This is a genomic window from Streptomyces sp. NPDC056480 (assembly GCF_042795405.1).
Lineage (GTDB): Bacteria > Actinomycetota > Actinomycetes > Streptomycetales > Streptomycetaceae > Streptomyces.
Genome location: NZ_JBHTSA010000110.1, coordinates 1 through 26,073, shown reverse-complemented (window position 1 = coordinate 26,073; position 26,073 = coordinate 1). Strand labels below are relative to the sequence as shown.

The window sequence follows — 26,073 nt, the reverse complement described above, 5'->3', positions numbered from 1 at the left end:
ACCGTCCGTCGCACCACCGGTATCTCCGCTTACGTTCTTCCCGCTGCGAGTCGCCGGACCAACGGTGGCCGCCGTCAAGGGAGATCGGGGGTGCACTCATGCGGATCGGACTGCTCACGGAGGGTGGCTACCCGTACGCCACCGGTGAGTCCGGACTCTGGTGCGAGCGGCTCGTACGCGGACTCGGGCAGCACCAGTTCGACCTGTACGCCCTCGGCGGGTCCGGCACCCCGCGACCGCTCCCCCCGAACGCCCGCGTCGCACGCACCGCCGACCTGGGCGGCCCCGACACCGGCCCGGCCGCCCGGAACCTCCTCGAACGGACCGCATTCGGCGAGCGCCGCGCCGCCCGCCGCGCCTACGGCCGGCGCGAGCGACGCCGGTTCGTCGAGGCCTTCCACCGGCTCGCGGTGGGCGTGTGCGGGGAGAACGGCACCGGGCTCGGGGGCGGGACCGGGGCGAACGCCGCCGGGATCGGGGCGAACGCCGCCGGGACCGCGGAGAACGCCGCCGCGACCGGGGCCGGCGAGGCCGGGGGCGCGCTCGGGACCGCCTTTGCCGAAGGCCTCTACGCGCTCGCCGAACTCGCCCGCGAGCGCGGTGGACTCCCCGGCGCGCTCCGCTCCGACGACGCCGTCCGCACCCTCGAATCCGCCTGCCGTGCGCCCGGCGCACGCCGGGGCGCTGCCGCCGCGGGACTCCCCGACCACCTCGCCTTCGTCGAGCACCTGGAGCGCACCCTGCGCCCCCTCTCCCTCGACTGGTACGCGGAGGACGCGCTCGGCGCGGCCGACCTCTGCCACGCCGTGGCCGGCGGCACCACCGCCCTTCCCGGCCTGCTGGCCAAACGCTTCTTCGGGACCCCGCTGCTCGTCACCGAGTACGGCGTACAGCTCCGCTCCCACTACCTCTCGGCCGCCGGTGCCGACCGCTCCGCGCCCCTGCGCACCCTGCTCGCCGCCCTCCACGGCCGGCTCGCCGCCGAGGTCTACGGGCAGGCCGCCCTCCTCACCCCCGGCAACGCCCACGCCCGCCGCTGGCAGGAGAGGTGCGGCGCCGACCGCGCCCGGATCCGCACCGTCCACCCCGGCATGGCCGCCGACCGCTTCGCCGAGGTCGGCGAGGACGAGGAGAGCGGCGACCCCGCCACCCTCGTCTGGGTCGGCCGGGTCGAACCCGCCAAGGACCTCATCGCCCTCCTGCACGCCTTCGCGGAGATCCGCGCCCGGCAGCCCGACGCCCGGCTGAGGATCGTCGCCGTACCCGTACGGGACCCGGGCTCCGGCGCGTACCTCGCCCACATCAAGGGGCTCGCCGCCCAGCTCTTCCCCGACGAGGCCGCCGGCGCGCACGCCGTCGGCGAGAACCCGGTCACCTTCGAGGAACTCGGCGGCCCCGAGGCACCCACCCTGGAGGACACCTACGCCTCCGGCGCGGTCGTCGTCCTGTCCAGCGTCGTCGAGGGCTTCCCCGCGAGCCTCGTCGAGGCGATGTTCTGCGCGCGGGCCACCGTCTCCACCGACGTCGGCGCGGTCGTCGAGATCATCGGCGGCACCGGGCTCGTCGTCCCCCCGCGCAATCCCCGGGCGCTCGCCGACGCCTGCCTCGCGCTGCTCCGCGAGCCCGAGCGCCGCCACCGTCTGGGCGCCGCCGCCCGCGCCCGCGCGCTCGAACTCTTCACCGTCGAACAGAACCTCGCCGCGTTCCGCGGCATCTACCTGGAACTCCTCTCCCACGCGCCGGTGCGCCACCGCCCCGGGGACGGCGTGCCCTTCGCCCACCCCGCCGAGGCACACGTGCCGGGCAGCTGGGCGCACAAGGCCGTGGCCGCCGGGACAGGAGCCCCCGATGCCTGAAGGAGACACCCCCATGCGCGGCTCCGCCGCCCCGACGAGCCCCGGAGCCTGGGACGCCCGCTCCGAGGCCCTCCTCGGCGCCCCCGCACTGACCCCCCGTACCGGCGGCGCCCTCGACCCGCACGCCCCCGAGGGTCCCGTCGAGGTCCCGCCGTCCGGGATAGCCCCGGCCGCGGCGGGCACACCGTGGCCGACCACGCCGCCCGGCCCGGTGGGCACATCGGACGCGGAGGACCCGTCGGACGCGAAGGACCCGTCTGACCCGTCGGAGCCGTCTGACGCGACCGGCACGACCGGCACGACCGGCACGACCGGCACGACCGGCACGACCGGCGCGACCGGCACGACCGGCACCGGCTCGGACCACGTGTCCCGTTCCGCCGAGGCGTCCGCCGCCCCCGCCCCTGCGGGCGACCTGCCCCGCCGGGCCCCGGCGACGCCCGGCCCCGCCGGAGCACCGGCGGGAGCCCCGGCCGGCGTTCCCGCCGCCCGCCCCCGGCGCGGCACCGCCGACCCCGTCAAAGTCCTCATGCACCGGCACCGGGAGCTGTGTGCCCGGGCCGTCGACCCGCTGGAGATCGCCGCCGGGCTCGAGGCCCAGGGGTTCACCGACCGGACCGCCGCCCGCTTCCGGCACCGGGACGTGTTCTCGCTGGCCGAGGAGCTCTACGCGCGCGTGCCCCGCGGCGGCGAGACCCCCGCGCCTCCCGCGCCCCCGCGCGGGGACACCGACGCCTGGGTGCTCGCCGTCCTCACCCCCGGCGCCGCCGCCGCGCTCACCGGCATCGGACTCGCCGTCACCCACGGCCCCGTACGTCTCGCCGTCGGCGCGACCGGGGCCCTGCTGCTCACCGCCGCACTCCTCTTCGCCGTCCGGCGCGGCCCCTTCCGCGCCCCCGACGGCGGCACCGTGCCCGCCGCCCGGCTCTGGACCGTCTGGCTCGTGGCCTACGCGGTCTGCGGCGACGGACTCCTCACCCAGGTGCTCAGCGGCGGCCCCGACGGTCCCTGGGACCTGACCCCCGGACCGGTCCTGGCCCTCGCCCTCGCCGTCGCCCCCGCCGCCTGGTGCGCCCGGCTCTTCGCCCACCGGGCACGCCGCCGGATCGCCGACAGCCGGGGCCTCGCCGACTTCGCCGCCGGCACCCGCCCGCTGCTCCTCGGCACCGTGACCCTCCAGCTCCTCGCCCTCACCCTGCTGCTCGGGCTCACCGGGTTCAGCCCCGGGGCCCTGGCCCTCGGCGCGCTCCTGCTCCTCGCCCGGCTCCTCACCGTCCACGGCCTCCCCGAGACGGCCGCGGCCGCCCTCGCCGCAGCCAGCGCCGCCGAGGCGCTCGCCCTCACGAGCGTCCTCGCCGCCCGCGTCCCCGCCCCCGGCTTCGACGCCCTCGCCACCCCCGTGCGGGCCCTCGTCGACACCTGGGGACCCGGGGCCGTACCCACCCTCGTCTGCGGCGCCGCCGCGCTCGGCCTGCTGGCCCACGCGACCGGCTCCCTTTCCCGGGCCTCGGCCCACGCCACCCCGTGAGAACCCGCCGCAACCCCCGTCGGAGGCCGGGCGACCGCAGCACCCCCCACCCCGCCGAGCCTCCCGTCAGGAAACCTCTTCGCACCCGCGGAGCCGACGCCGCGGGCGCGTCCCGTCACCTCTCTGATCACCTCGCAAGGAGACCGAAGACCATGACCCCGCAACCCCAAGGAACGGCCGGTCGGCACGAAGGGGCCGCGCGATGAGGGTGCTACTGCTCGGAGCCAACGGCTTCATCGGCCGCTTCGTCGCCGACCGGCTCCTCGCCGACCCGGCGGTCCACCTCACCGCGCTCGGCCGGGGCGACGACGCCGACGTGCGCTTCGACCTCGCCTCCGGCAGCCCGGGCGCGCTGACCCGGTTCCTCGACGCCGTCCACCCCGGGGTCGTCGTCAACTGCGCCGGCGCCACCCGCGGCGGCGCCCGCGACCTGACCCGGCACAACACCGTCGCCGTCGCCACCGTCTGCGAGGCCCTGCGCCGCAGCGGCTGCGGCGCCCGGCTCGTCCAGGTCGGCTGCGCTTCGGAGTACGGGCCGAGCCAGCCCGGCTCCTCCACCGCCGAGGACGCGGTACCCCGCCCCGGCGGACCGTACGGGGTGTCGAAGCTGGCGGCGACCGAGCTCGTCCTCGGCTCGGGCCTCGACGCCGTGGTCCTCCGCGTGTTCTCGCCCGTCGGCCCCGGCACCCCCGCCGGCTCGCCGCTCGGCCGGCTCGCCGAGGCGATGCGCCGGGCCATGCAGGCCGGCGACGGCGAGCTCAAGCTCAGCGGCCTGGGCGTGCAGCGGGACTTCGTCGACGTACGGGACGTGGCGCGGGCCGTGCACGCGGCCTCGCTCTCCGCCGCCCAGGGCGTCGTCAACATCGGCACCGGCCGCGCGGTCCGGCTCCGGGACGCCGCCGCCGTCCTCGCCAGGGTCGCCGGCTACTCCGGCAACCTGCACGAGCTGGACGCCCCGCACGGCATGCCGCAGCGCCCGATGATCGGCGCCCCCCGCACCGAGGGGACCATCGCCGAGCAGCTGGCCGCCGCCCCCTACCCGTACCCCGACGGCTGCGGTCCCTGGCAGCAGGCCGACGTCCGGACCGCCCGCGACCGGCTCGGCTGGCGGCCCCGGATCAACCTGGAGGAGTCGCTCGCCGACATCTGGATGGAGGCGGCGTGTCGCATCTGACGGCGACCACGGGGGCGGTGCGGGAAGCCCTGGGGGTGGGCGTGCCGGGCTACGCCCACCCGCTGCTCGCGCCCGTCGAGTGGGGCGAGCTGACCCGCCCCGGAACCCCGCTGCACTGGGCGGTGCTCAACGTGGCGGAGGGCCCGGGCAGCCGTCCGGACCCGCACTGTCTGGAGGCGGCGGGGAAGCTCCGCAACGCCGGGGTCAGGGTGCTCGGGCATCTGGACGCCGCGTACGGCTCCCGGCCGTTCGGGGAGCTGGTCTCGGACGCCCACCGCTTCGTCGACTGGTACAAGGTCGACGGCTTCTACCTGGACCGCTGCCCCGCGGACCGGGCGGACCTGGGCGGGGTGCGGCGGGTCACCGCGACCCTGGAGGCGGTGCTCGGAGGCGAGGCCCACCTCGTCCTCGGCCACGGCACCCATCCCCACCCGGGATACGCCGAGACCGCCGACCAGCTGGTGACCTTCTCGGGCGCCTGGGCGGACTACCGCTGGTCGCAGGTGGCCGAGTGGACGGCCGAGTACACGGAGGCGAAGTTCGTCCATCTCGTGCACGGCGTGCCGCGCACCCATCTGGAGGAGGCCCTGCGGATCGCCCGCTGGCAGGGGGCCGGGACGATCTTCTTCACCGACCGCGCGGGGGGCCCGGGACAAAGTGCGCCATTCCACTCGCTGCCCGGCTACTGGGACGAAATCGTCTCGCGGATCGGACCGGGTGTCTCGGAATGAGAAGAGGCGTGGCAGTGTTACGGGGAGAACAACCGTACTGACATACCGACAACCGGAGTCCCCGTGTCGCTGCCACCCCTGGTCGAGCCGGCTGCCGAGCTCACCGTAGACGAGGTCCGCAGGTACTCCCGCCACCTGATCATCCCGGACGTCGGGATGGACGGGCAGAAGCGGCTGAAGAACGCCAAGGTGCTGTGTGTCGGTGCCGGGGGCCTCGGCTCGCCGGCGCTGATGTACCTGGCCGCCGCCGGCGTGGGCACGCTCGGCATCGTGGAGTTCGACGAGGTCGACGAGTCGAACCTCCAGCGCCAGATCATCCACAGCCAGGCCGACATCGGCCGCTCCAAGGCGGCGTCGGCGCGCGACAGCGTGCTCGGCATCAACCCGTACGTGAACGTGATCCTCCACGAAGAGCGGCTCGAGGCCGAGAACGTGATGGACATCTTCAGCCAGTACGACCTGATCGTCGACGGCACGGACAACTTCGCCACCCGTTACCTGGTGAACGACGCCTGCGTGCTGCTGAACAAGCCGTACGTCTGGGGTTCGATCTACCGCTTCGACGGCCAGGCGTCCGTGTTCTGGTCCGAGTACGGCCCCTGCTACCGCTGCCTCTACCCGGAGCCCCCGCCGCCGGGCATGGTCCCGTCCTGCGCCGAGGGCGGCGTCCTGGGCGTGCTGTGCGCGTCCATCGGCTCCATCCAGGTCACCGAGGCCATCAAGGTCCTCGCCGGCGTGGGCGACCCGCTGGTCGGCCGCCTGATGATCTACGACGCCCTGGAGATGCAGTACCGCCAGGTGAAGGTCCGCAAGGACCCGAACTGCGCGGTCTGCGGCGAGAACCCGACCGTCACCGAGCTCATCGACTACGAGGCCTTCTGCGGCGTCGTGTCCGAGGAGGCCCAGGAGGCGGCGCTCGGCTCCACGATCACTCCGAAGCAGCTCAAGGAGTGGATCGACGACGGCGAGAACATCGACATCATCGACGTCCGCGAGCCGAACGAGTACGAGATCGTCTCCATCCCGGGCGCGCGTCTGATCCCGAAGAACGAGTTCCTGATGGGCACCGCCCTCCAGGACCTCCCGCAGGACAAGCGGATCGTCCTGCACTGCAAGACGGGCGTCCGCAGTGCGGAGGTCCTCGCGGTGCTGAAGTCCGCGGGCTTCGCCGACGCGGTGCACGTCGGCGGCGGCGTGATCGGCTGGGTCCACCAGATCGAGCCCGAGAAGCCGGTCTACTAGTCGGCCTGACGGAGGGGCCCGGATCTCGACACGAGATCCGGGCCCCTTTCCCATGCCCCGCTACGGGTCACGCCCCGCTACGAGCCGCCCCGCTGGAGCAGGTCTTGCCGTACGCGGGGACCTTGCCGTCCAGGAGGTACGCGTCGATCGTCGCCGTCGCGCACGACGACGCGCCGTACGCGCCGTGTCCCTCACCCTCGTTGGTGACGAGGACGCCGACGCCCGTGCCGAGTTCCTTCGCCATCCTCTCCGCGCCCTCGTACGGGGTCGCCGGGTCGCCCGTCGTGCCGACGACGAGGACCGGGGCGGCGCCCGGGGCGCTCGCCTCCGGGGTCGCCCGCTCGCCCTTCACCGGCCACTCGGCGCACCAGCCGGCCGTGTCCCAGGCGAGGAACGCGCCGAACACGGGGGAGAGCCGGCGGAATTCGGGGATCAGCGCCTTCGCCTCCGCGGCGGTCGGCCGCGCGCTGGAGTCGGCGCAGGAGATCGCCCGCTGCGCGTGCGACTGGGTGGCGTAGTGGCCGTTCGCGTCACGGTCGTTGTAGTAGTCGGCGAGTTCGAGCAGGGCGCCGCCGCGCCCCTTCTCGGCGTCCGCGAGGGCCGACGTCAGGAGGGGCCAGTTGGCCTGCCCGTACAGCGTCACCGCGATGCCCGTGAGCGCCAGGCCCTCGGTGAGCTTCCGCTCGCCGACGGTCAGCGGTGCGCGGTCCAGCTTCCGCAGCAGGCGGGCGATCCGCTCGGTCCCGTCCTCGGGGTCCTGTCCGGTGCTCTTCAGATAGTTGCCCAGGGCCCGCTGGAAGCCGATCGTCTGGTGGCGGGCGTGGCCCACGGTGTCGGCGGTCGGGTCGACGACCGCGTCGAGGACGAGCCGGCCGACGTTCCGCGGGAAGAGGTGCGCGTACGTGCCGCCGAGCTGTGTCCCGTACGAGATGCCGAAGTAGTGCAGCTTGTCGTCGCCGAGGACCCGCCGGATCAGGTCCAGGTCGCGGGCGGTGGCGGTGGTCGTGGTGTGCGGGAGGACGGTGGCGGAGCGGCGGGCGCAGCCGGCGGCGAAGGCGGCGTTGTCCTCGAGGTACGCGGTCTCCTCGTCGGCCGAGTCCGGGGTGAGGTCGACGGTGGCCTCGGCGGCGGCCTGTTCGGCGTCGGTCCGGCAGACGACACCGGAGCTGCGGCCGGCGCCGCGGGGGTCGAAGCCCACCAGGTCGTAGCGCTCGGCGAGCTTGCCGTAGTCCTCCTCGACCTGCGGCAGGATGTCGATGCCGGAGGCGCCGGGGCCGCCGAAGTTGAAGAGCAGGGAGCCGATGCGGTCGGCCTTGCGGCCCGCCTCCTTGCGGATCAGGGCGATCGGGATCGTCGCGCCCTCGGGCTTCGCGTGGTCGAGCGGCACCTTCACGCTCGCGCAGCGCCAGTTCTCACCGGGCTTCGCCTTGCCGGGACCGGGGGCCGGGCAGGCCTTCCAGTCGGGGCGCTGGCCGGTGAGGGTGGCCGGGAGCGGGGGAGTGGAGGCGGTGGCCGAGGGGACGTCGGCGGTGGCCGACGGCTTGGCGTCGGTCGTGGCCGTCCTCGCGCCCGGGGTGGTGGCCGGTGCACCGCCGCCGGTGCTCGTGCAGCCCGTGACCAGCAGGCCGGTGACGGCCAGGACCGTCACCCGTACGCGTATGGACATGTGTTCCCCCCAAGAGCCCGACAGGGCGGCCCATCCTAGGGGGAGCCCTCCGGGCCGCACGCGGACGGTGCTACGTGCAGACGGTGCCGGAGACCGGGACCTTGCCGTCCAGGAGGTAGGCGTCGACCGCCTTCTTCACACACGCGCTGCCGCTGTTGTACGCGCCGTGGCCCTCGCCCTCGTACGTCAGCTCCACGCCGACCCCGTCGCCGAGCGCCTTCACCATCGAGCGGGCGCCCTCGTACGGGGTGGCCGGGTCGCCCGTGTTGCCGACGACCAGGATGGGCGCCGCGCCCGGAGCGGAGACGTCCGGGTTCTCCCAGGTCCCGGGCACCGGCCACTGCGAGCAGCTGGAGAGCGCCCAGCCCATGAAGTCGCCGAAGACGGGGGAGGCCTCGCGGAACTGGCCGAGCCGCTCCTTGGCCTGGCCGAGGGTGTAGCGCTCCTTGAAGTCGACGCAGTTGATGGCGGCGTTGGCGGCCTGGATGTTGCTGTAGGAGCCGTTCTGGCCGCGTCCGTTCATCGAGTCCGAGAGGGTGAGGAGCAGCGCCCCGTCGCCGCCCTCCGCGTCGGAGAGGCCCTGCTCCAGATAGGTCCAGAACTCCTTGGAGTAGAGGGCCTGCGCGATGCCGTTGGTGGCCTGCGTCTGGGTGAGCTTGCGGTCGCCGATGCCGGCGATCGGCTCCTTGTCGAGGGAGGCGAGGAGCTCGATGACGAAGGCCTCGATCTCGGCGACGGACGAGCCGGGCAGGGTGCACGCGTCGCCGCGGTCCACACAGTCCTGGGCGAAGTTGTCCAGGGCGAGCTGGAAGCCCTTCGCCTGGCCGAGGGCCCCCTCCTCGACGCCGGCGTCCGGGTCGACGACCGCGTCGAAGACGGCCCGGCCGACGTTCTTCGGGAAGAGGTGGGCGTAGACGCCGCCGAGTTCGGTGCCGTACGAGATGCCGAAGTAGTGGAGCTTGTCGTCGCCGAGGACCTGGCGCATCAGGTCCATGTCCCGGGCGGCGTTCTCGGTGCCGACATGCGGCAGGGCCGGTCCGGCGTCCTTCTCGCAGCCGGCCGCGTACCTCTTCTGCGCGTCCGAGAGCGTTCGCTCCTCGGCCTCGTCGTCGGGTGTGAAGTCGAGGGCGTAGTAGGCGTCGAGCTCCTTGTCGGTGAGGCATTCCACCGGGTCGCTGCGGCCCACCCCGCGCGGGTCGAAGGAGACCAGGTCGTAGCGGCCGCGCAGGGCCTCGTAGTCGTTGGCGAACCCCGGCAGCGCGGTGACGCCGGAGCCGCCCGGCCCGCCGAAGTTGAAGACGAGCGAACCGATCCGCCGGTCCTGGTCGCGGGCCCGGGCCCGGATCAGTGCGAGCTCGATGGTCTCGCCGTCCGGCACCGACCAGTCGAGCGGCGTCTGGAGGAAGGAGCACTCCCAGGTGGCGCCCCCGGGCAGCGGGGAGGGCGCGGGCCCGCCGCCCTCGGCGGCGGACGGCGCCGGGCACGGGGTCCAGGACAGCTTCTGCGCCGCCAGCGCGGAGATCCCGGCCGTGCCGCTCGGCTGCGACCCTTCCGCGTTGTCGCCCCCGTCCGAGCACCCGGCGGCGAGCAGCACGGTGGTGGCGGTGAGCAGAGCGGCGCGCTGGGCGGCGGAGATCGGCATAGGCCCATGGTGGGCCGCCGCCCCCGCCGCCGCGCGGGACGGGGGTCCATGCGGGTGGCGGGAGCCCGACCCGCTACAGCGCCTCGCGCTTCGTCAGCCAGTTGAAGCAGAGCCAGCCCGGCAGGACCGGGAGCCACAGGGTCAGCAGGCGGTAGAGCAGGACGGCCGGGGTCGCGACCTCGGCGGGCAGGCCGACCGCGAGCAGACCCAGGGTGAGCGCGGTCTCGACGGCTCCGACGCCGCCCGGGGTCGGCGCCGCCGAGCCGAGCGCGTTGCCCGCGAGGAAGACGACGGCCACGCTCGCGTAGCTGATCGACACGCCGTCGTGGTCGAAGGCCTGGATCGAGGCGTGCAGGCAGAGCACGAAGGTGAGGGTGAGCAGCAGCATCCCGCCGATGCCGGTGACCAGCTTCATCGGCCGCTGGAGCACGTCCAGCATGCGCGGCACCACTCCGGCGAACAGCGAGCGCAGCCGCGTCGCGACGAACTTCCGCATGAACGGGACCGCCGTCACGACGAGCACGAGCACCGCGACCGTGAGGAGGCCGGCGATGACCGTCCTCGACGGGGTGAAGGACTGCGAGCGTTCCGTTCCCGTGAGGTAGCCGAAGGAGAGCAGCAGCAGGATGTGGGCGCCGAGCCCGAAGAGCTGGGAGGCGCCGACGCTCGCCACCGCGAGCCCCGGGCGCACGCCCGAGCGCTGGAGGAAGCGGGTGTTCAGGGCGACGCCGCCGACCGCCGCCGGGGCGACGATCTTCACGAACGAGCCGGCGACCTGGGCCACCACCGTCCGCCAGAAGCCGACCCGCTCCGGCACGAACCCGAGCAGGCTCATCGCCGCCGCCACATAGCTGAGCGCGGAGAACAGCACGGCTGCCGCGACCCACCGCCAGTCCGCCTGGCCGATCGTCGACAGCGGCGTCTGGGAGATCTGCGACAGCAGGAAGTACGCGGCGACCGCGCCCGCGATCAGGCTGACCAGGGTCCGCGGCTTGATGCGCTCCAGCCGGACCGGCTCGGCCGGCGCCTGCGGGCGGATGAGCAGCACCTGCTGACGGATCTGGGCCAGCAGGTCCTCCTCGCGGGCCTCGTCGAGCGCCGTGTCCAGGGCCCGCTTCTCGGCCTTCTTGTCCGCCTTCTTCTCGGCCTTGGTCTCCGCCCGCGCGGTCGTCGGGTCCGCGGCGGCCTCGGCGGCCTGGGCCTTCGCCAGCTCCCGCTCGTGCTTGGCCGCCTCCGAGGCGGCGAGCACGGCCTCCCGCTCGCGTGCCGACCGTTCCCGGGCCAGTCTCCGCAGCGTCGCGCGCGTGGAGCGGCTCAGCGCGATCGGCTGGAGCAGCGGCAGACAGTCGGCGACGACGTCCGGGCCGAGCACCTCGACGGCGGCGGCGACCGTGCGCTCGGCACCGACCCGCAGACCGAGGGTGGTGAGCAGCTGGGCGATGTCCATCCGCAGGATCAGATCGCCGGCCGCGATCTCTCCGCCGCGCAGATCGGTGAGGATCACCCTGCCGGAACGATCCACCAGAATCGCGTCGCCCGTGAGCCGGCGGTGCGCGATCCGGCGCGACTGGAGCGCCCGTACCTGCCGCCAGGCGCTGCGGACCAGCGCGTCGGTGATGTCGTCGTCGTCGAGCGAGTCGAGGCTGCGGCCGCCGATGTGCTCGTAGACGAGCATCACGGCGTCCGGGCCGAGCTCGGAGGTGGCGATCAGCTTCGGCGCGTTCGCCCCGGCGGCGATCGCCGCGTACGCGAGGAGCGCCTCCTGCTCCAGGGCCTGCCGCAGCGAGACGATCGACCGGCGGGTGGTGATCGTCCGCAGGGTGATCCGGCGCCACGCGCGGTAGAAGAAGCCGTGGGCCTGCTGCTCGCGGTCGACGACGGTGACGTCGAGCGGCGGTCCGTCCTCCAGGGTCACGATGTACCGGCGGCCGCGGTCGCCGCTGTCCGACGAGTCGGGCACGCCCTCGGCGCGCAGGGCCGTGACCGGCCGGAAGCCGACCCGGCGCAGACCGGCGAGGAGGGTCTGCCCGGTGGGCCGGACGTTGGGGGAGCCGACCGCGTAGAGCGTGCCGTACGCCACCGTCCAGCCGATCAGGACGGTGAGGATGATCGAGAGCGCGGTGGTGTAGCCGGCCACCAGCATGGTGAACGCGTCGAGCAGCAGCACCACCCAGAGCGACACCCGCCAGCGGGGTCTGCGGGCCATGCCGACGGCGGTCATGTACGCGATCACCGGCGCGAGGTAGTTGTGCACGGGATCGGTGAGCCCGCCGCCGGACGCCGGCTGGGTCAGCGCGTCCTGGATGGTGCCGGGCGCGGCCTGGGCGACCCAGAGGTCGGTGGCGAGGGTGAGACCGTGCGCGAGCACGGCGGCGAGGACGCCGTCCGCGATGCGCAGCCCGTCGCGTTTGATCAGACGTTCGATGGCGAAGGCGACGGGGACGAGCAGGACGGCGATGGAGGAGACGAGACCGGCGATCTTGACGAAGACATCGGGTGCGCCGACGGCGCCCTTGTTGATGTCCTCCTCGAGGCCCGAGGTCGTCGCGTGGGCGAACGCGGCGACGGCGATGACGAGCCCGATGGCGAGCAGACCGGCGAGCAGCCGCATCAGGTCCGAGGGGCGGTGGACCCGGGCGGCGAGCAGCGGCTCGTCGCCGGAGACCCGCTCGGGCACGTCGGCCTGGCCCTCCTCGGGGGGCTGGGTGTCCGGGGCCATCACCATGTCCGTCTCTGCATGCGCGTCGTGTCGTTCTCGTTCTCGCTGTTGTCCGGGCTGTGTTTCTCGCTGTTGTTCTTGCTCTTGTTCTTGCTTCTGTTCTTGTACTTGTCGCTCTTGATCTCGTATCACCAGTCACCGCCCGCACGATGGTGGCACGAAGAGCCGCCGCGCGGAGGCATCAGGGCCATGTCGGTGGGGTGAGGCAGGATGGGGCGGATGAGCATGGAGGTGCCCGTGGGGGAGACCGGAGAACTGCCCGAGTACGCGGAACGGGTGCTCGACGTCGCCGACGGGATCCCGCCCGGCCGGGTGATGACCTACGGCGACGTCGCCGAATGGCTGGGCGAGGGCGGGCCCCGCCAGGTCGGCCGGGTCATGGCCCTGTACGGCGGGACGGCCCCCTGGTGGCGGGTGGTCCGCTCGGACGGCACGCTGCTCCCCGGGCACGAGCTGAGGGCCCTCGACCACTACCGCGAGGAGGGCACGCCGCTGCGCGAGCGGGGCCCGGCGGCCGAGGGACACCTGCCGAAGATCGACATGCGGCGGGCGCGCTGGGACGGAACTCACACCTGAGCCCGCCGACCGGGGACGACCGTGCGGGACCGGGCGTGAGCGGCGCCGGAGGGGACGTACGCGGTACGGGGCGGGGCGCGGAGTACGGCTCGGCGGCGGGCCGTTTCGCGTAACGTCGACGTTCGCGTCTCCCGAGGCGACGGCGGGCCGGCGAGCCCGACGGCCGGCCGCGGCGGACGGCCGCCTCACCCGCACCACCACTCCCACCAGGACCGGCGACCCACGTGAGTACCTCCTCGACCACCCGGCGTACGCCGCCGTACCAGGGACAGCCGTACCCGGGTTCGGGACGGCCGCGGAACCCGGGCGCGTACCGACTGGTGCGCACCACGCCGGCCCCGATGGATTCCCCTCAGCTGGACGCAACCCAACGCGAAGTGGTTGACCACGACGGCGGACCTCTTCTCGTCCTCGCCGGACCCGGCACCGGCAAGACGACGACCCTGGTCGAGGCCGTCGCCGCCCGGATGGAGAAGGGAGCCGACCCCGAACGGCTCCTCGTCCTCACCTTCAGCCGCAAGGCCGCCGTCGAACTCCGCGACCGCATGGCCGCCCGGCTCGGCGGCCGCCGCCCGCCGCAGGCCACCACCTTCCACTCGTACTGCTACGCCCTGATCCGCGCCCACCAGGACGCCGAACTCTTCGCCGAACCCCTGCGGCTGCTCTCCGGACCCGAGCAGGACCTCGCCGTACGAGAACTGCTCGCCGGCCACATCGACCTGGAGAAGGCCGGGCTCGGAGGCATCCGCTGGCCCGACGAACTCCGCGCCTGCCTCACCACCCGCGGCTTCGCCGACGAGGTACGGGCCGTCCTCGCCCGCTCCCGCGAACTCGGCCTCGGACCGGACGCCCTCGCCCACTTCGCCCAGCGGGTCGGCCGGCCCGACTGGAAGGCCGCGGCCGACTTCCTCGCCGAGTACCTCGACGTCCTCGACCTCCAGGGCGTCCTCGACTACACCGAGCTCGTCCACCGGGCCGTACTCCTCGCCGAGGACATCAGCCTGCCCGCGTACGACGCGATCTACGTCGACGAGTACCAGGACACCGACCCGGCACAGGTGAGGCTGCTGCACGCCCTCGCGGGCGATTCGGCAGGGCTCGCCCGAAGGGCGTCCGCGCGGGGCGGTGGCCGGGCGACGGGCGGGAGCACCGTCGTCGCCTTCGGCGACCCCGACCAGTCCATCTACGCCTTCCGGGGCGCCGACGTGAACGGCATCCTCGACTTCCCCGCCTCCTTCGGCGGCGCGGACGTCCGGGTCCTGCGCACCGCGCGCCGCTCGGGAGCCGGGCTGCTCGCCGCGACCCGGCTGCTCGCCCAGCGGATGCCGATGCCCCGGCTCCCCGCCGACAAGGTCCGCGCCCACCGGGACCTCACGGCCGCGCGGGACGGCGGCAGGGCGGAGGCGTACACGTACCCGACGGCGTCGGCGGAGGCCGAGAACATCGCCGACCTGCTGCGCCGCGCCCACCTGGAGGACGGCGTCCCCTGGCACCACATGGCCGTCCTCACCCGGGCCGCCGCCCACGTCCCGTCCCTCCGCAGGGCCCTCACCTCGGCGGGAGTCCCGGTGGAGACGGACGCGGCGGACACCCCCCTCCGCCACGAACCGGCGGTGGCCCCGCTGCTGCTGGCGCTGAGAGCGGTGGCGCAGGCGGCGGGCGGGCCCGCAGCGGGCCGGGCCCTTTCGGACCACACGCCCGCCGAGGACGACGAAGAGGTCCCGCCCCAGGGCGCGGCACCGGCGCAGCCCGCAGGCACCCGCACATGGCTGACCACCGAGACCGCGCTCGAACTCCTCGCCTCCCCGCTCGCCGGCGTCGACCCCGCCGACCTCCGCCGCCTGGGCCGCGCCCTCCGCGACGAGGCGCGCTCAGCGGGCGACAAGGTCCCGCCGCCCTCCGACGTCCTCCTCGCCCGCGCCCTCGCGGAGCCCGAGCGCCTCGCCGCCCACGACCCCGCCCACACCCGCGGCGCGAAGCGGCTCGGCGACCTGCTCCGTGACACCCGCACCCTCCTCGCCGAAGGCGGCACCGCCGAGGAGGCCCTCTGGGTGCTCTGGAACGGCACCCCCTGGCCCGGCCGGCTCGAACGGGCCGCGCTCCGCGGCGGACCCGCGGGCCGCAACGCCGACCGGGACCTCGACGCCGTCTGCGCCCTCTTCGAGACCGCCGCCCGCGCCGAGGAACGCGTCGGCGGCCGCGGTGTCCTCAACTTCCTCGAGGAGCTCGACGCGCAGGACATCGCCGCCGACACCCTCACCCGCCGCCACACCCGCCCCGACGCCGTCCGCCTCATGACCGCCCACCGTTCCAAGGGCCTGGAGTGGGGCCTCGTCGTCGTCGCCGGGATCCAGGAGGGGCTCTGGCCCGACCTGCGCCGTCGCGGCTCCCTCCTGGAGGCCGACCGCATCGGCCGCGACGGCCTCGCCGAGCCCCTCACCCCCGGCGCCCTCCTCGCCGAGGAGCGCCGCCTCTTCTACGTGGCCGCCACGCGCGCGCGTGACCGGCTCGTCGTCACCGCCGTGAAGGCCGCGGCCGAGGACGGCGACCAGCCCTCCCGGTTCCTCACCGAACTCGGCGCCGAGCCGAAGGACGTGCCCGGCCGCCCCCGCCGCCCCCTCGCCGTCTCCGCGCTCGTCGCCGAGCTGCGCGCCACCACCGTCGACCCGGACGCCTCGCCCGCGCTCCGCGACGCCGCAGCCCACCGGCTCGCCGAGCTGGCCGCGCTCACCGACGAGGACGGCCAGCCGCTGGTCCCCGCCGCGCACCCGGACCGCTGGTGGGGCCTGTTCGAGCCGACCCGCAGCCCGGAGCCGCTGCGCGACCGCGACCGGCCCGTGGCCCTCTCGCCGAGCTCCCTGGACAACCTGGTGAGCACCTGCTCCCTCCAGTGGTTCCTGGGCCGCGAGGTCAGGGCCGCGGCCCCCGCCACCGCCGCCCAGGGCTTCGGCAACGTCGTCCACGTCCTCGCCGACGAGGTCGCCTCCGGCCGTACCCCCGCCGACCTCGACGTCCTCATGGCCCGGCTGGACTCCGTGTGGGACGCCCTCGCGTTCGACGCCCCCTGGAAGTCGGCCCAGGAGAAGCAGAACGCGCGCGTGGCGCTCGAACGCTTCCTGAGCTGGCACGTCATGGACCGCGGCGGCCGCACCCCGGCCGCATCGGAGCACGGCTTCGACGTGACCCTGGAGGCGGGCGCGTACGAGGTCCGCATCCGCGGCTCCATGGACCGCGTCGAGACCGACGAGCACGGCCGCGCGTACGTCGTCGACTTCAAGACCGGCAAGTCGGCCCCCACCAGGGACGAGGTCGCCCAGCACCCGCAGCTCGCCGTGTACCAGCTCGCGGTCCGGGAGGGCGCCCTCGACGAGGTCCTCGACGGGCGGCGGCCGGAGCCCGGCGGCGCCGAGCTCGTCCAGCTCCGGCAGGCCGCCCCGCAGAAGGAGGGCGGCGACGCCCTCCCCAAGGTCCAGGCACAGGAACCGCCGGCCGGGGAGTGGGTCGGCGAGCTGCTCGCCAACGCCGCGGGCCGGGTCCTCGACGAGCGCTTCACCCCCACCACCGGCCAGCACTGCACGAACTGTTCGTTCCGCGCCTCGTGCAGCGCCCAGCCGGAGGGCCGCCAGGTCGTCGACTGAGCCCCCGTCGGCCCACTGTGCGGAGCGTCACATTCCATGCCGTACATCCCTCGCACTTCCTCGCCGGTCACTCTCTGCGCGTCACCACGTAGGGGCGGCGTGAAGACAAGCTGTGAACCATCGCTGTGGAGGAGTACGGGCATGAGGGCCAACAAGAGGTTCTGGGTGGCGGCGACGGTCTGCGCGGCCGTGGTGGCGGGCGCCACGGGCTGCTCCCAGGGCGAGGACAAGGCCGCCGACCCCTTCGCCGGGCTCACGGCCGACGCCATCGCGGAGAAGGGCGTCGAGACCACCAAGACGGCGACCGCCCTGCACATGTCCGGCAGCGGCAAGACCGAGGGCGAGGACATGAAGACCGACTTCACCCTCGACTCCAAGGGCTCCTGCAAGGGCACCATGACCGCGAGCACGGGCAAGGGCGGCAAGGCCGAGATCCTGCGGACCGGCGGCTTCACGTACATGAAGGGCGACGAGTCCTTCTGGCGCTCCACCGGCGGCGAGGACGGCGCCTCGGCCGACGAGGCCGGCGCCATGGCCACGCTGCTCAAGGGCCGCTGGATGAAGATGCCGTCCGAGGGCGACGACAACGACCTCGGCTCGCTCTGCGACCTCAAGACCATGATCAAGGAGATGGACGAGGAGAAGAAGGACGACCGCAAGGGCCTGACCCGGGGCGAGGACGCCGACGTCGACGGCACCCCCGCCGTCACCCTCACCAAGAAGAAGGGCGCCGAGACCACCACGTACTACGTCGCCAAGGAGGGCAAGCCGTACCTCCTCCGCGTCGTCGCCGCCGGTGGCAAGGAGCCGGGCACCGTCACCTTCAGCGAGTTCGACAAGGCCCTGACCGTCACCGCGCCGCCGGCCGACCAGGTCATGGACATGGCGCAGCTCGCGGAGCTCGCCGGCTCCTGACCCGGGTGGAGTAGCGGGCACGCGCGCGCGGAGCGACTCTGGTGGACAGGGGCCCGGAGTCCGGGAACGGTCCGGGAATCCGCGAGGAGGCTCGCATGGCGTCCCACCGAAAGCTCCGCGCCGCGGCCGTCGTCTGCGCCGCCGCCGTCGTCGCGGGACCCGCGCCGGTGGCGGCCTGGGCGGCGGCGGGTCCGGCGGCCGCACGGCCGGGCGCCGTGTCCGCCCCCTCGCCCTCCCCGGACCCCTTCGCCGGCCTCACGGCCGACGAGATCGCCGACCGGGCCGTCACGGCCACCCGGTCGGCGACCTCGCTCCGGATGACCGGCCGGGTCGTCACGGAGGGACAGCCCCTCGACATCGACTTCGCCGTGAACGACCAGGACGAGTGCACCGGCGTGATGAGGATCAAGGGCGGCACCGCCGAACTCCGCAAGATCGACCGGATCACCTACATCAAGGGCGACGAGGCCTTCTGGCGCGTCTCCATGGCCTCCCAGGGCATGCCCGACGCCCAGATCGACGCCACGGTCGAGCTGGTCAAGGGCCGCTGGCTGAAGATCACCCCGGGGCAGGCCGGCAGCGCCGACCTCAGCGGCGTCTGCGACCTGAAGTCGCTCCTCGCCGACCTCGGCGAGGACGAGGAGGAGCGCCGCGGACTGACCAGGGGCCCCGACGCCGAGGTCGCCGGCACGCCCGTCGCGACCCTGGTCAAGAAGAAGGCCGAAGGCGAGACCACCACGGTGTCCGTGGCCCGGGAGGGCAAGCCGTACATCCTGAGGATGGTCAAGGCCGGCGGCGAGGAACCGGGCGCGATGCGGCTCTCCGACTACGACGAGCCCGTCCGGGTCGTCGTCCCGCCCGCCGACGAGACGGTGGACCTGTCGAAGCTGGGCGGCGGCACGCCCGCGTGACGAGGATCCCCCGCGAGATCCGGGCCGGACCGGACCGGACTGTCAGTCGTCCGCGTTAGCCTCTTTGAGGTGACCGCACGCATCACCGACCCCGAGCAGCTCAAGGAGCTTCTCGGCATCCCGTTCACCCCGGAGCAGACGGCCTGCATCACCGCGCCGCTCGCCCCGCAGGTCGTCGTGGCCGGAGCCGGCTCCGGCAAGACGACGGTGATGGCCGCCCGGGTGGTCTGGCTGGTCGGCACGGGCCAGGTCGCCCCCGAGCAGGTCCTCGGTCTCACCTTCACCAACAAGGCCGCAGGCGAGCTCGCCGAGCGCGTCCGCACCGCCCTCGTCCGCGCCGGAGTGACGGACCCGGACGTCATCGACCCGGACGACCCCCCGGGCGAGCCCCGGATCTCCACGTACCACGCGTTCGCCGGGCAGCTCCTCACCGACCACGGCCTCCGCATCGGGCTCGAACCCACCTCGCGGCTCCTCGCCGACGCCACCCGCTACCAGCTCGCCGCCCGCGTCCTGCGCGAGGCCCCCGGCCCGTACCCGGCGCTGACCCGCTCCTTCACGACCCTGATCACCGACCTGCTCGCCCTCGACGCCGAGCTCGCCGAACACCTCGTACCACCGGAAAGACTCCTTTCGTACGACTCCGCGCTGCTCACCGCCCTCGCCGAGGCCAAGCTCAGCAACGCCGAGCTGCGCAAGATCCCCGAGGCCGCCACCGCCCGCCGCGAACTCCTCGACCTCGTCGTCCGGTACCGGGCCGCCAAGCGCTCCCGCGACCTGCTCGACTTCGGCGACCAGATCGCCCGCTCCGCCGAACTGGCCACCACCCGGCCCGAGGTCGGCGAGATCCTCCGCGACGAGTTCCGGGTCGTCCTCCTCGACGAGTACCAGGACACCTCCGTCGCCCAGCGGCTGCTGCTCTCCGGCCTCTTCGGCCAGGGCACCGGGCAGCGGGCGACCGGCCACGCGGTGACCGCCGTCGGCGACCCCTGCCAGGCCATCTACGGCTGGCGCGGCGCCTCCGTCGCCAACCTCGACGACTTCCCCGAGCACTTCCCGCACGCCGACGGCAGCCCCGCCGACCGCTACTCGCTCTCCGAGAACCGGCGCAGCGGCGGCCGCCTCCTCGACCTCGCCAACGGCCTCGCCGCGCCCCTGCGCGCCATGCACGCGGGCGTGGAGGCGCTGCGGCCCGCGCCCGGCGCCGAGGCCGACGGAAGCGTCCGCATCGCCCTCCTCCCCACCCACGCCGAGGAGATCGACTGGCTCGCCGACTCCCTCGCCCACCTCGTCCGCAGCGGCCGGGAGCCCGGCGAGATCGCCGTCCTGTGCCGCACGGCCACCGACTTCCCCGCCATCCACGCGGCCCTCGTCGCCCGTGACGTACCCGTCGAGGTCGTCGGCCTCTCCGGCCTCCTCCACCTGCCCGAGATCGCCGACCTGGTCGCCGTCTGCGAGGTCCTCCAGGACCCGGGTGCCAACGCCTCCCTGGTCCGCCTCCTCACCGGCCCCCGCTGGCGCATCGGCCCCCGCGACCTCGCCCTCCTCGGCCGGCGGGCCCGCCACCTCGTCCACCGGGGCGGTGACGAACCCGACCCCGAGCAGCGGCTCGCCGCCGCCGTGGAGGGCGTCGACCCGGCCGAGGTCGTCTCCCTCGCCGACGCGCTCGACACCTTCCTCGACTCCGGCGGCGCGGCCGACGACGGCCTCGCCTTCTCCGCCGACGCCCGGGTCCGCTTCGCCCGCCTCGCCGCCGAGCTGCGCGCCCTGCGCGGCTCGCTCGCCGACCCGCTCATGGACGTCCTGCACCGGGTGCTCTCCGCCACCGGTCTCGAAGTCGAACTCTCCGCCTCCCCGCACGCGCTCGCCGCCCGCCGCCGCGAGACGCTCGGTCACTTCCTCGACATCGCCGCCGGCTTCGCCTCCCTGGACGGCGAGGCGAGCCTCCTGGCGTTCCTCGGCTTCCTGCGCACGGCCGTCCAGTTCGAGAAGGGCCTCGACAACGCCCTGCCCGGCGGCGAGAACACCGTCAAGGTCCTCACCGCCCACAAGTCCAAGGGCCTGGAGTGGGACGTCGTCGCCGTACCCGGCCTGGTCACCGGCCAGTTCCCCAGCGCCCGCGCGCGCGAGTCGTGGACCTCGCAGCCGCAGGTCCTCCCGCACGCCCTGCGCGGCGACGCGGCCACGCTGCCGGCCGTCGACACCTGGAACGCGAAGGCCCTCACGGCCTTCAAGAACGAGATGCGGGACCACCAGCACACCGAGGAACTCCGCCTCGGCTACGTCACCTTCACCCGCCCCCGCACCCTCCTCCTCGGCTCGGCCCACTGGTGGGGCCCCTCCCAGAAGAAGCCCCGAGGCCCGTCGGACTTCCTCCAGGCCCTGTACGCCCACTGCGAGCAGGGCCACGGGGAGATCGAGGCATGGGCGGAGGAACCGGAGAAGGACGCCAGGAACCCGACGCTCACGGCCGACGAAACCGACCGGACGTGGCCGCTCCCGCTGGACGGGGACGCGTTGAAACGGCGCAGGGACGCGGCGGAGGCAGTGAAGGCCCGGTTGTGGGCAATCGCTCCGCAGGGCGGTGGGGGTACCCCCGGACGGAGTCCGGGGGAGGGTGGGCACAACCCCACCAGCGCGGCGCCCGTTCCCCAGGACCCCCACCCGGAGGACCTCTGGCCGGAAGAGGAGGAACCCCTCTGGGACGAGGAGACCCTCCCCGAGGACACCCACGCGGACGCGGTCCCCGCACCGCGGGAGCCCGAGGCCCTGCCCTCGGAGCCGGAGCCCGAGCCGTACGGCGACCTCACCCCCGAGGACGCGCGAGCCATCGCCTCCTGGGACCGCGACCTCACCGCCCTCACCACCGAACTCCGCCGCGCCCGCGCCACCACCCGTGACGTCGTCCTGCCCGCGTACCTCTCCGCCTCCCAGGTCCTCCGCCTCGCCGCCGACCCCGACGGCTTCGCCCAGGAGCTGGCCCGGCCGATGCCCAAGGCCCCGCAGCCGGCGGCCCGTCGGGGCACCCGGTTCCACGCGTGGGTGGAGTCCCGGTTCGAGGAGCTGCCGCTGCCGTTCCTCGGTCCCGAGGACCTGCCCGGCGGGGAGGACTTCGCGGGGGAGCCGGAGATCCTCGACGAGCGGGACCTCGACGAGCTGAAGGAGGCCTTCGCCCGTACCGAGTACGCCCACCGCACCCCGTACCGCGTCGAGGTCCCCGTGCACCTCTCGCTCGGCGGCCGGGTCGTCCGGGGCCGGATCGACGCCGTCTACCGGGACCCGGACTCCGGCGCGTACGAGATCGTCGACTGGAAGACGAGCCGGCTGCGCACCGCGGACCCGCTCCAGCTCGCGATCTACCGGCTCGCCTGGGCCGAGCAGCACGGCCTCGCGCCGGAGGACGTGGCCGCCGCCTTCGTCTACGTGCGCACGGGCGAGGTCGCCCGCCCCACCCGGCTGCCCGGCCGGGCGGAGCTGGAGGCCCTCCTGCTCGGGGAGCCGGCGCCCGACGCCGATCAGGCCCTCCTGCCGGGCGGGGCACCCCCGGGCGCCGGATAGGCTCGGGGGCATGAGCGAGACCCCGGACAGCGCCGTCCACGCCGTACGCACGTACATCGAGCAGCACCGTGCCGCCTTCCTCGGCGACCTCGCGGAGTGGCTGCGCATCCCCTCCGTGTCGGCGCAGCCGGACCGCGCCGGGGACGTACGGCGCAGTGCCGAGTGGCTCGCCGCCAAGCTCACCGGGACCGGTTTCACCACGGTCGAGATCTGGGAGACGGACGGCGCCCCCGCGGTCTTCGCCGAGTGGCCCTCCGACGACCCGGACGCGCCCACGGTCCTCGTCTACGGCCACCACGACGTACAGCCCGCCGCCCGCGAGGACGGCTGGCACACGGACCCGTTCGAGCCGACCGTGGTCGACGGGCGGATGTACGCGCGCGGGGCGGCCGACGACAAGGGGCAGGTGTTCTTCCACACCCTCGGCGTCCGCGCGCACCTCGCTGCCACCGGCCGCACCACGCCCGCCGTCAACCTCAAGCTGATCGTCGAGGGCGAGGAGGAGTCCGGGTCCCCGCACTTCCGGACCCTCGTCGAGACGCACGCCGAGCGCCTCGCCGCCGACGCCGTGATCGTCTCCGACACCGGCATGTGGTCCGAGACCACCCCCACCGTGTGCACCGGCATGCGCGGGGTCGCCGACTGCGAGATCGAGCTGTACGGCCCCGACCAGGACATCCACTCCGGCTCCTTCGGCGGCGCCGTGCCGAACCCGGCCACCGTCGCCGGCCGGATCGTCGCCGCCCTCCACGACGCCGACGAGCACGTCGCGATCCCCGGCTTCTACGAGGGCGTGACCGAGCTGAGCGACGCCGAGCGCGCCCTCGTCGCCGAGCTGCCCTTCGACGAGGCCGCCTGGCTGCGCACGGCGAAGTCCCACGGCACCCTCGGCGAGGCCGGCTTCTCCACCCTGGAGCGGGTCTGGGCCCGCCCCACCGCCGAGGTCAACGGCATCGGCGGCGGCTACCAGGGCCCCGGCGGCAAGACGATCGTCCCCGCCTCCGCCCAGCTCAAGCTGTCGTTCCGGCTGGTCGCCGGCCAGGACCCGGCCAAGATCGAGCTCGCGGTGCGGGACTGGCTCGCCGGCCTCGTCCCCGCCGGCATCCGGTACGAGATCGTCTTCGGCGCCCCGACCCGCCCCTGCCTCACCCCGCTAGACCACCCCGCCCTCACGGCGGTCGCCGGGGCCATGAGCCGGGCCTTCGACGGCGCCAAGGTCCGCTACACCCGCGAGGGCGGCTCGGGACCGGCCGCCGACCTCCAGGACGTCCTGGAGGCACCCGTCCTGTTCCTCGGCATCTCCGTGCCGTCCGACGGCTGGCACGCCCCCAACGAGAAGATCGAACTCGATCTCCTCATGAAGGGCGTCGAGACGACCGCGTACCTGTGGGGCGACCTGTCCGCCCCGGCCGCCGAGCGCTGAACCCACACACCGATCCGGGGGAGTTGGAAGCACCTGTGAGCACCTTGAAGAACGCGTCAGCGGACCGCCCGATCTCGCTCACCGCTCCGAGCGGCATCGACCGCGCCGCGCACCACCGCCTCGACGAGGCGTGGCTGGCGGCGGCCTGGAGCCACCCCACCACGCGGGTCTTCGTGGTCTCCGGGGGCCAGGTGCTGATCGACGACACGGCGGACGGCACGACCGAGCTCGTCATGACCCCGGCCTTCGAGGCCCCGGTCACCGAGACCCACCGCTACTTCCTGGGCACGGACGCCGAGGGCGTCTCCTACTTCGCGCTCCAGAAGGACTCGCTGCCCGGGCGCATGGACCAGTCCGCGCGGCCCGCCGGACTCCGCGAGGCGGGTCTGCTGCTGTCGGACCGGGACGCGGGCCTCATGGTGCACGCGGTGGCCCTGGAGAACTGGCAGCGCCTCCACCGCTTCTGCTCGCGCTGCGGCGAGCGCACGGTCATCGCCGCCGCCGGGCACATCCGCCGCTGCCAGGCGTGCGGCGCCGAGCACTACCCGCGGACCGACCCCGCGGTGATCATGCTGGTCACGGACGAGGAGGACCGGGCGCTGCTCGGCCGCCAGGTCCACTGGCCCGAGGGCCGCTTCTCGACCCTCGCCGGTTTCGTCGAGCCCGGCGAGTCCATCGAGGCGTCGGTGGTCCGCGAGGTCTTCGAGGAGGCCGGTGTCACGGTCGGCGAGGTCGAGTACATCGCCAGCCAGCCCTGGCCGTTCCCGTCCAGCCTGATGCTGGGCTTCTTCGCCCGCGCGACCTCCTCGGAGATCACCGTGGACGGCGAGGAGATCCACGAGGCCCGCTGGTTCTCCCGCGACGACCTGGCCGCCGCCTTCGAGTCGGGCGAGGTGATCCCGCCGTACGGCATCTCGATCGCCTCCCGGCTGATCGAGCGCTGGTACGGCAAGCCGCTGCCGAAGCCCGGCGACGTGATCTGAGCCGGTCCCGCACCTGAGGACGTCCCCGCCCGCACGGCCGGACGGGGACGTCCCCGCTCGCACAACCGGACGGGGACGTCTCCGTGGTGCTCACCCGCTGAGCAGGTGACGCCTGAGGCTCCGGCCGAGCGGCCGCTCGACGAGACGGTGGACCAGGTACGACAGCACGAGCATCCCGAGCAGCACGGCGGTGAGCAGCACCCAGGGGGAGACCCGCGCCCCGAAGCGGGCGAAGAACTCCCAGCCGATGACCTCGTGCAGCAGGTACAGGGGATAGGTCAGCGTCCCGGCCACCGGCAGCCACCGCCACCGGATGCCGGAGAGCCTGCCGGTCGCGACGAGCGCCATCACCCCGAAGAAGGCGGCGAGCACGACGAGCACGGGCCAGGCCGGCCGGTCGCCGAGGAAGGTGAGCCCCTTGAACTTGTCGATGGAGGGCGCGAGCGAGGCGCAGTAGCAGACGCCGACGACGCCGAAGAGCATCAGGTTCGGGCGGAACCGGTACATCAGGTAGAAGGCCATGCCCGCGATGAAGAACCAGCTGTGCTCGGGCATCAGCAGCAGCCGCAGGGGGCCGGGCGCGGCCGGGGCGACCAGGGCACTTGCCGCTCCCCACGCGCAGCAGAACAGCAGCACCCGGCGGTAGGTCAGGCCCCACCAGGCGAGCACCGTGAAGAGCAGGTAGAAGCGGAGCTCGGCGAAGAGGGTCCAGTAGACCGCGTCGACGGGGTCGACGCCCAGCGGCTCCTGGAGCATCGTCAGATTGGTGAGGATGTCGTTCCAGGGCAGGTGCTCGCGCCCGCCGGGGATCACCGCGACGGTGACGGACGTGGCGACGACGGCGAACCAGTACGCCGGGTAGAGACGTGCCACACGGGAGACGAAGAAGTCCTTCACCGGCCTGCCCCAGCCGCTCATGCAGATGACGAAGCCGCTGATGAGGAAGAAGAACTCCACGCCGAGGTAGCCGTACGAGGCCACGGAGTAGGTGCCGGGGAAGAGCCGCTCGACCGGCGCGGGCCAGCCCTCCCCGAAGGCGAGGTAGTGGTAGCCGACCACCATGAGGGCGGCGACGAGACGCAGGCCGTCGAGGACGTGGAGACGTCCGCGGCCTCGGCCCGCGGCGTCCGGCCTGGTGTCCGGCACGCGGCTCCAGGCCACGGGCGCGGCGAGAGGGGCAGGGGCTGTCTGGTTGAGCACGAGGTATCCCACCTGGATATGCAGTCGCAAATCTTGGTCGGGACGAGAGCATAGGGGCGCTGACGGAAGCCGCACAAAGTAAGGGTGGTGTGTGATGCTCTTCACGCTGGAAGGGTTTCCGTGGGGTTCGCGCAGGCGAAATCCCGGTCGTACGGTACCTCCCGGCCGGTCCGCTCGCCTCCGCTGCGCCGCCGCTCCTCGCGGTCTCCGCAGGGGCGTTTCGCGATCTTCACCCGAACCCCTCGGGATCTCCTCGCCGCCCCGGACGCGCCCCCCGCACGCACGGAACCCCCGGCCGGTCGTCTCACCGG

At 74.0% G+C, this 26,073-nt stretch carries 16 protein-coding genes; 12 read left to right on the top strand and 4 right to left on the bottom strand.

Features of this window, described 5'->3' with window-relative positions; genetic code table 11:
* Positions 1 to 98 precede the first annotated feature (98 nt).
* From ACFQ79_RS32765 to moeZ, 5 genes are all read left to right on the top strand, one after another.
* Entirely contained in the window at positions 99 to 1,856 is a 1,758-nt protein-coding gene (locus ACFQ79_RS32765) for a glycosyltransferase (protein ID WP_383590185.1), read from the top strand.
* Positions 1,849 to 3,384 (top strand): hypothetical protein, encoded by a 1,536-nt coding sequence (locus tag ACFQ79_RS32760; protein WP_383590183.1) that lies wholly within the window; start codon positions 1,849 to 1,851, stop codon positions 3,382 to 3,384. The genes ACFQ79_RS32765 and ACFQ79_RS32760 overlap by 8 nt, the downstream gene beginning before the upstream one ends.
* 202 nt (positions 3,385 to 3,586) lie before the next feature.
* Positions 3,587 to 4,558 carry an NAD(P)-dependent oxidoreductase gene (locus ACFQ79_RS32755; protein ID WP_266969050.1) on the top strand — a complete coding sequence of 324 codons (972 nt, stop codon included), beginning with the start codon at positions 3,587 to 3,589 and terminating at the stop codon, positions 4,556 to 4,558.
* Complete coding sequence (locus tag ACFQ79_RS32750; protein ID WP_383590181.1) at positions 4,546 to 5,289, top strand: spherulation-specific family 4 protein; 744 nt, start codon at positions 4,546 to 4,548, stop codon at positions 5,287 to 5,289. The genes ACFQ79_RS32755 and ACFQ79_RS32750 overlap by 13 nt, the downstream gene beginning before the upstream one ends.
* A gap of 63 nt (positions 5,290 to 5,352) precedes the next feature.
* Entirely contained in the window at positions 5,353 to 6,531 is a 1,179-nt protein-coding gene (gene moeZ / locus ACFQ79_RS32745) for an adenylyltransferase/sulfurtransferase MoeZ (protein ID WP_319309980.1), read from the top strand.
* Between the two features lie 67 nt (positions 6,532 to 6,598).
* Here moeZ and ACFQ79_RS32740 read toward each other — a convergent pair whose 3' ends face one another.
* The 3 genes from ACFQ79_RS32740 to ACFQ79_RS32730 form a co-directional block, all read right to left on the bottom strand.
* Entirely contained in the window at positions 6,599 to 8,197 is a 1,599-nt protein-coding gene (locus ACFQ79_RS32740; protein ID WP_383590179.1) for an alpha/beta hydrolase, read from the bottom strand.
* A gap of 70 nt (positions 8,198 to 8,267) precedes the next feature.
* On the bottom strand, positions 8,268 to 9,839 hold the full coding sequence (locus ACFQ79_RS32735) for an alpha/beta hydrolase (protein ID WP_383590177.1): 1,572 nt from the start codon (positions 9,837 to 9,839) through the stop codon (positions 8,268 to 8,270).
* A gap of 73 nt (positions 9,840 to 9,912) precedes the next feature.
* A complete protein-coding gene (locus ACFQ79_RS32730; protein ID WP_383590175.1) occupies positions 9,913 to 12,564 on the bottom strand; it encodes a flippase-like domain-containing protein in 2,652 nt (883 codons plus the stop codon).
* A 213-nt stretch (positions 12,565 to 12,777) separates the two neighbouring features.
* Between ACFQ79_RS32730 and ACFQ79_RS32725 the strand changes: the two genes are divergently transcribed.
* The 7 genes from ACFQ79_RS32725 to nudC all read left to right on the top strand — a co-directional run bounded on the left by ACFQ79_RS32725 (position 12,778) and on the right by nudC (position 24,562).
* A complete protein-coding gene (locus ACFQ79_RS32725; protein WP_323185785.1) occupies positions 12,778 to 13,134 on the top strand; it encodes an MGMT family protein in 357 nt (118 codons plus the stop codon).
* Between the two features lie 224 nt (positions 13,135 to 13,358).
* Positions 13,359 to 16,772 (top strand): ATP-dependent helicase, encoded by a 3,414-nt coding sequence (locus ACFQ79_RS32720; RefSeq protein ID WP_383590173.1) that lies wholly within the window; start codon positions 13,359 to 13,361, stop codon positions 16,770 to 16,772.
* A gap of 141 nt (positions 16,773 to 16,913) precedes the next feature.
* Entirely contained in the window at positions 16,914 to 17,687 is a 774-nt protein-coding gene (locus ACFQ79_RS32715) for a hypothetical protein (RefSeq protein WP_383590171.1), read from the top strand.
* A 95-nt stretch (positions 17,688 to 17,782) separates the two neighbouring features.
* Complete coding sequence (locus tag ACFQ79_RS32710; RefSeq protein ID WP_383590169.1) at positions 17,783 to 18,598, top strand: hypothetical protein; 816 nt, start codon at positions 17,783 to 17,785, stop codon at positions 18,596 to 18,598.
* 69 nt (positions 18,599 to 18,667) lie between these two features.
* On the top strand, positions 18,668 to 22,156 hold the full coding sequence (locus tag ACFQ79_RS32705) for a UvrD-helicase domain-containing protein (RefSeq protein WP_383590167.1): 3,489 nt from the start codon (positions 18,668 to 18,670) through the stop codon (positions 22,154 to 22,156).
* A gap of 10 nt (positions 22,157 to 22,166) precedes the next feature.
* A complete protein-coding gene (locus ACFQ79_RS32700; protein ID WP_383590165.1) occupies positions 22,167 to 23,579 on the top strand; it encodes a dipeptidase in 1,413 nt (470 codons plus the stop codon).
* A gap of 35 nt (positions 23,580 to 23,614) precedes the next feature.
* Positions 23,615 to 24,562, top strand: a complete 948-nt coding sequence (gene nudC / locus ACFQ79_RS32695) for an NAD(+) diphosphatase (RefSeq protein WP_383590163.1) — start codon at positions 23,615 to 23,617, stop codon at positions 24,560 to 24,562.
* Between the two features lie 90 nt (positions 24,563 to 24,652).
* Here the strand turns inward: nudC and ACFQ79_RS32690 are convergent, their stop codons facing one another.
* Positions 24,653 to 25,762, bottom strand: coding sequence for an acyltransferase family protein (locus ACFQ79_RS32690; RefSeq protein WP_383590161.1), 1,110 nt, complete (start codon positions 25,760 to 25,762; stop codon positions 24,653 to 24,655).
* Positions 25,763 to 26,073 lie beyond the last annotated feature (311 nt).

Excerpts from the sequence above, each read along its gene's own strand:
- ACFQ79_RS32765 (WP_383590185.1), top strand. The coding sequence starts at position 99 with ATGCGGATCGGACTGCTCACGGAGGGTGGCTACCCGTACGCCACCGGT.
- ACFQ79_RS32710 (WP_383590169.1), top strand. The coding sequence starts at position 17,783 with ATGGCGTCCCACCGAAAGCTCCGCGCCGCGGCCGTCGTCTGCGCCGCC.
- ACFQ79_RS32730 (WP_383590175.1), bottom strand. The coding sequence starts at position 12,564 with ATGGTGATGGCCCCGGACACCCAGCCCCCCGAGGAGGGCCAGGCCGAC.
- ACFQ79_RS32715 (WP_383590171.1), top strand. The coding sequence starts at position 16,914 with ATGAGGGCCAACAAGAGGTTCTGGGTGGCGGCGACGGTCTGCGCGGCC.
- ACFQ79_RS32725 (WP_323185785.1), top strand. The coding sequence starts at position 12,778 with ATGAGCATGGAGGTGCCCGTGGGGGAGACCGGAGAACTGCCCGAGTAC.
- ACFQ79_RS32735 (WP_383590177.1), bottom strand. The coding sequence starts at position 9,839 with ATGCCGATCTCCGCCGCCCAGCGCGCCGCTCTGCTCACCGCCACCACC.
- ACFQ79_RS32760 (WP_383590183.1), top strand. The coding sequence starts at position 1,849 with ATGCCTGAAGGAGACACCCCCATGCGCGGCTCCGCCGCCCCGACGAGC.
- ACFQ79_RS32755 (WP_266969050.1), top strand. The coding sequence starts at position 3,587 with ATGAGGGTGCTACTGCTCGGAGCCAACGGCTTCATCGGCCGCTTCGTC.
- ACFQ79_RS32700 (WP_383590165.1), top strand. The coding sequence starts at position 22,167 with ATGAGCGAGACCCCGGACAGCGCCGTCCACGCCGTACGCACGTACATC.
- ACFQ79_RS32740 (WP_383590179.1), bottom strand. The coding sequence starts at position 8,197 with ATGTCCATACGCGTACGGGTGACGGTCCTGGCCGTCACCGGCCTGCTG.